This is a genomic window from Thalassospira sp. UBA1131 (assembly GCF_002311515.1).
Lineage (GTDB): Bacteria > Pseudomonadota > Alphaproteobacteria > Rhodospirillales > Thalassospiraceae > Thalassospira.
The window spans coordinates 41,653-46,505 of record NZ_DCAO01000043.1 but is presented as its reverse complement, the minus strand read 5'-3'; the positions used below and the strand labels follow the sequence as shown (position 1 = coordinate 46,505).

The following is a 4,853-nucleotide window of genomic DNA, read 5'->3' as shown; positions in this document are numbered from 1 at the left end:
ACGTTTCATGTGCCCAAGGGATACTTTTTCCGCATTGTCAGTGTCGATGGACCGCAAGTCGGTGATTTGAACCTTTGGAATGCCAATGACCTGAAGGAACGATTTTTCAGCGGCAAGACCCGTGCCCTGCATCGGACCCACCTGACCACAGGCGACCGTTTGTGGTCCAACATGCCCTATCTGCGTTCGATGGCGTTGATCAGCGATGATACGCTGGACTGGTATGGCTTTGATGAGGATGGCGGCAGTGTGCATGATGTGATCGGCACGCGCTGCGATCCGTTTACCAACCGCTTGTTGTCAGGCAATGATTATCACCATTGCTGCCATTCCAACCTGTGCCGGGCTTTTAGTGATGAGACCGGCATGTCGATGCAGGAAGCCGATCACTATGTGCATGATGTGTTGAATGTCTTCATGTGCACCGGCTTTACCAAGGACACCCATCAGTATTTCATGAAGGCAAGCCCGGTACGCCCGGGGGACTATCTTGAAATGTTTGCCGAGATTGAATTGCTGGGCAATCTGTCGACCTGTCCGGGCGGGGATTGCAGCACCGGCCATTCAAGTGATGAGGCCGCCTGTTATCCGCTTAAGGTCGAGATCTATGAAACCGATCCGGCCTTGCAGGATAAATGGGATTGGCCAGCACCCAGTGCGTATCAGCACCCTTAAGCCTTAAAACAAACCCCCGTCGAAGATACCGACGGGGGTTTGCGGTTTTCTGGTGTGTCAGCTTTAGCCATCGCGTAACTGCCCATTGACCGTGACCGACTTGATCACGGCAAAGACCTTTTGATGGGGTTGCAGTTTTAAGCGTGATCCCGACCATTTCGTGATGCGGGCATGAATTTTGGGGCGGCCACTGGTTTCCGCCAGAAGGGTGGCGTCCGCATCCTGACCAAAGCACATGGTCACATCGATGGTGTCACCGGGCTCGTTACTGATTTTGGTGATGGTGACGGGAATGATGTTGTTCGCACTGATATCGTGGGGCGGGGTGCGGGCAATCATGACATCACGGGCACGAATATGCAGTCGGACACGATCACTTTTCGGACGGCCGAGATAGGGCACGACAAGTCGTTGCCCGCCACATTCAAGGAAGCTGACCTCTGCCTTGGGATCACGACTGACAATCCGGGCGGCCAGAACCGTTCCGGCATCAAAGCGCCCGGCCAGCGGCGCCAAGTCCGTGCGGCCCAGCATGTCAAATACCGAACCGGTCGCAAGTGTCTTGCCCTGATCAATGATCACCATGTGGTCGGCAAGGCGGGCGACCTCGTCAATCGCATGAGTGACATACAGGATCGGTATCTTCCTGTGGTCGCGCAACCATTCGAGATACGGCAGGATTTCCTGCTTGCGTGCGTGGTCAAGGGCCGAAAGCGGCTCATCAAGCAGCAATACATCCGGATTGGACAAAAGCGCACGCCCAAGTGCCACCCGTTGCTTTTCCCCGCCAGACAGAAGGTTGGGGCGACGATCCATCAGATCCCAGATATCAAGCATCTCGAGGATGGCCTGTTGTTCGTCCTGTGGCAGTTTGTGGAGATTGCGGCGCGCCCCGTAAAACAGGTTGTCGCGCACCGATTTGTGCGGGAACAGGCGATTATCCTGAAATACGCAGCCAACCCGACGCTTGCGAACCGGAAGGTTGATGCCACGCGAATGTTCAAAAAGTACATGATCGTTGATCTGGATATGGCCGCGATCCGGGCGGACCAAACCGGCAATCATGTTAACAAGTGTCGTCTTGCCACTGCCAGAGGGGCCAAACAGGGCGGTTATCCCCGGTTCAGGAATATTGAACTCGGCGGAAAGCCTGAAAGTCTTGAGGTCGCGTTCAACATTAACACCGATGCTCATGAAGCGGCCCTCTTGCGAATACGACGGAGCGCCAATTCAGACAGAAGCAACCCGGCAAAGGCCAAGCCGATCGACAGGGCGGCCAAGCGCGCCGCGGCCAGTTCGCCGCCCGGTGTCTGGATCGCCGTATAGATCGCCAATGGAAGGGTGCGGGTTTCACCGGGGATGTTCGAGACGAACGTGATGATCGCACCAAATTCGCCGAGGCTCGCGGCAAAGGCCGTGATGGCACCGGCAATGATACCGGGAAGTGCCAAGGGCAGTGTCAGCGAAAAGAACCGGTCAATCGGCCCGGCGCCAAGGGTTTCGGCAGCCTGATAAAGACCGGGATTGACGTTTTCCAAGCTCAGTCGAATGGCGCGGACCTGAAAAGGGAAGCTTACGATCGCCGATGCCAGTGCCGCACCCGTCCAGCTAAAGACAAAGCGCAGTTCAAAGGTCTCGTACAGCCAAGCGCCCAAGGGTGCGCGGGTACCCATCGCGATCAATAATAAATAGCCCATCACAACGGGCGGAAGGATCAGCGGTAGATGCACAATCGCATCAAGAATAAAGCGCCCGGGAAACCGACCAAGGGCAAGCGCAGTTGCGACAATGATCGCAAAGGGAAGCGCACAAGCAACAGCAACGCCTGAGATGCGCAAGCTTAGCAGAAGTGCCTCTATTTCGGCGGGGGTCAAGCTGATCATTTTCCGGGCACGTTGGCTTGCGTTGTTGCAACGGGTTCAAAGCCATAGTCGGCAAAAATACGGCCCGCGTCATCCCCCAAAAGCCATAGCAGGAATTTCGTGGCTTTGTTTTCGGACGGATCACCCGTCAGGGCAACAGGATAGGTAATGACCGGGTGACTGTTTTCGGGGAAGGTGCCGATGATTTTGACGTTATCGGAAATACCGGCGTCAGTTTGATAGACGATGCCAATCGGTGCTTCGCCCCGTTCAACCAGCGCCAAGGCCGCACGAACATTGTCAGTACGTGCAAGTCTTGGTGCAACTGTTTCCCATTGCCCCAAAGATGTCAGTGCCTGTTTGGCATAAATACCGGCCGGCACGTGATCCGGGTCGCCGACTGCAATGCGATCATTGGGGCCGATCAATTTTGTCAGGTCTGATGTGTTGGTGATTTTTATCGGGTTAATATTGCTAACTTTGGGTGCGACAATAACCAGACGGTTTGTCAGCAGGTCATGACGGCTGCCGGGGACAAGCAGGCCCTGATCAGTTAACCAGGTCATCCATTTTTCGTTGGCAGAGATAAAGACATCTGCGGGTGCCCCTGCGGCAATCTGGCGCGCCAGTGTCGAAGAACTTGCCAAGGACAGGCGTATTGTATCACCCGTGTCCTTTTCATAGGTGGCGGCCGCAGTTTCAATGGCGTTGGTCAGGCTCGCAGCGGCAAAGACAGTGATATCGCGCGCACGGGCCGCCGTTGAGATGCTGCCGAAAAAAACGACCGCGATCACAAAGAAGGCGACTGCGGATGGCAATGGGGATCGAAAATGGGGCATAGGGACCCGTAACTTAAGAAAAAGGGCGCGTTTGCATCACTATAGCCGAAATCAGTTTTGTTGCCACACATGACAAGGCCCGCCACAGGGCGGGCCAAAGGTTGTCCGATTTCCCGATTGAAACGGTGTTCAGGAACAGACCGCCGCGCGCAGGGGGTCGTCGGCATCCATATCAAACCATTCATTCATCGCGGTCGGGAAACCGTTGCTGTCGAGTGATGTATCGGGTGTGATATAGCCACGCCGTCCTTGCGCACAATCAACAAGATGGGTCAGGGCAAGGGTTTCGCCGCCCTTGCGCAGCAGCAGGGTCATGACGCGCTTTTCATCGGGGTTTTGGGGATTGGATACCAGTTTTTCGCGATCAATTGCCGTAAAGCGGTTGGTCGGTGCGGAAACCAGTGTCCAGGGCGCGAAAATGTTTTCGTCAGTAAAGGTCTGAATGACGCTGATGGTCTGAGGCAGATGGGCCTCGTAGCGATCAAACCATGTGTATTCGTCCCAGATCATGTAGCCAAACATCGCAATCGCTGCGACGAGCGGAATGACATATTTCGGTGCCTTGCGGCCCCAAAGCCGGAACAGCAACATGACCACGCCAGCCGACGCAAACCCGATAACAACGGTTGAAAAGATAAAGACGTACATAGGCTGGTGGCTCCCGATCTGCTGTTATTATTGGTGGGGCATTTTTGAGCCCTGATAACCGATTAGCGCAGTATCCGGTCGAGCTCAAGTTCGCCTTTCGGATCACGTTTGGCGATCTGGGCCAGAAACAGGCCCGACGCGGCAATCGCGTCAGACAATGCGTTATGCGCCCGGAAAGGGGGCAGGTTATGATTTCGGCGCAATGTATCAAGCCTGAGCGCCCCGGATTTCATGGTTTCACCGCTGCGCCGGATGTCACGCAGAGCCAGAACCAGGGTGTCGACCGTCGGGATTTGCAGCGGCGCGCCAAAGAACTGTTTGCAGGCCTGGCCAAGGAAGCCCAGTTCAATCGGCGCATGGTGGGATAACAGAACCCGGCCAGCCATCTGAGGCAAAAGATGCTCAAGGGCTGCTTCAATGCTTGGGGCATCGGCGACATCGCTGTCAAAGATCCGGTGGACGACGACCGAGCTTTCGCTGAGCTCCTTGGTTGGCCGCACCAGAATATGTTCGCAGCTTGAAAAATCGACCGAAAGCTGACGGATAATCACCCAGCCGAGGCTGACGATTTCGTCCTTTTTGGGATCAAGGCCGGTGGTTTCCAAATCAAGAGCGATGAATTCGGTTTCCATCACGGATCTTTCAGGATCGGCCGGCGGAACATCGTAATAGGTCCGCAAAGGCCCGGTTGCCTTGCGCTGGATGAAGTCACGATACAGCCGACTGTCGAGGATTTTCTGGCGCAATCCCATATGGCTTACGTCCCGCTTTTGCCAAAGGCGTGCTCAAGCGCGCCCTGAAGGTTCTTGATCACCGAGAACGCATCCTT

At 55.4% G+C, this 4,853-nt stretch carries 6 protein-coding genes; 1 reads left to right on the top strand and 5 read right to left on the bottom strand.

The features are described from left to right. Nucleotides 1-675 (top strand): urea carboxylase-associated family protein (locus B3Z49_RS06680; protein WP_296989192.1); only part of this gene is annotated, 675 nt, incomplete at its 5' end. A 63-nt stretch (nt 676-738) separates the two neighbouring features. Here B3Z49_RS06680 and modC read toward each other — a convergent pair. The 5 genes from modC to B3Z49_RS06655 form a co-directional block, all read right to left on the bottom strand. Further along, the gene (modC, locus tag B3Z49_RS06675) at nt 739-1,869 is read right to left on the bottom strand and encodes a molybdenum ABC transporter ATP-binding protein (RefSeq protein ID WP_296989189.1); all 1,131 of its coding nucleotides are present in this window, start codon (nt 1,867-1,869) and stop codon (nt 739-741) included. Next, entirely contained in the window at nt 1,866-2,558 is a 693-nt protein-coding gene (modB, locus tag B3Z49_RS06670) for a molybdate ABC transporter permease subunit (protein WP_082923528.1), read from the bottom strand. The genes modC and modB overlap by 4 nt, the downstream gene beginning before the upstream one ends. Beyond that, entirely contained in the window at nt 2,555-3,355 is an 801-nt protein-coding gene (gene modA, locus B3Z49_RS06665; protein WP_296989185.1) for a molybdate ABC transporter substrate-binding protein, read from the bottom strand. The genes modB and modA overlap by 4 nt, the downstream gene beginning before the upstream one ends. Before the next feature lie 150 nt (nt 3,356-3,505). Continuing rightward, nucleotides 3,506-4,024, bottom strand: a complete 519-nt coding sequence (locus B3Z49_RS06660; RefSeq protein WP_296989183.1) for a hypothetical protein — start codon at nt 4,022-4,024, stop codon at nt 3,506-3,508. A gap of 62 nt (nt 4,025-4,086) precedes the next feature. After that, the gene (locus B3Z49_RS06655; protein ID WP_063088810.1) at nt 4,087-4,776 is read right to left on the bottom strand and encodes an exonuclease domain-containing protein; all 690 of its coding nucleotides are present in this window, start codon (nt 4,774-4,776) and stop codon (nt 4,087-4,089) included. Nucleotides 4,777-4,853: the final 77 nt, after the last annotated feature.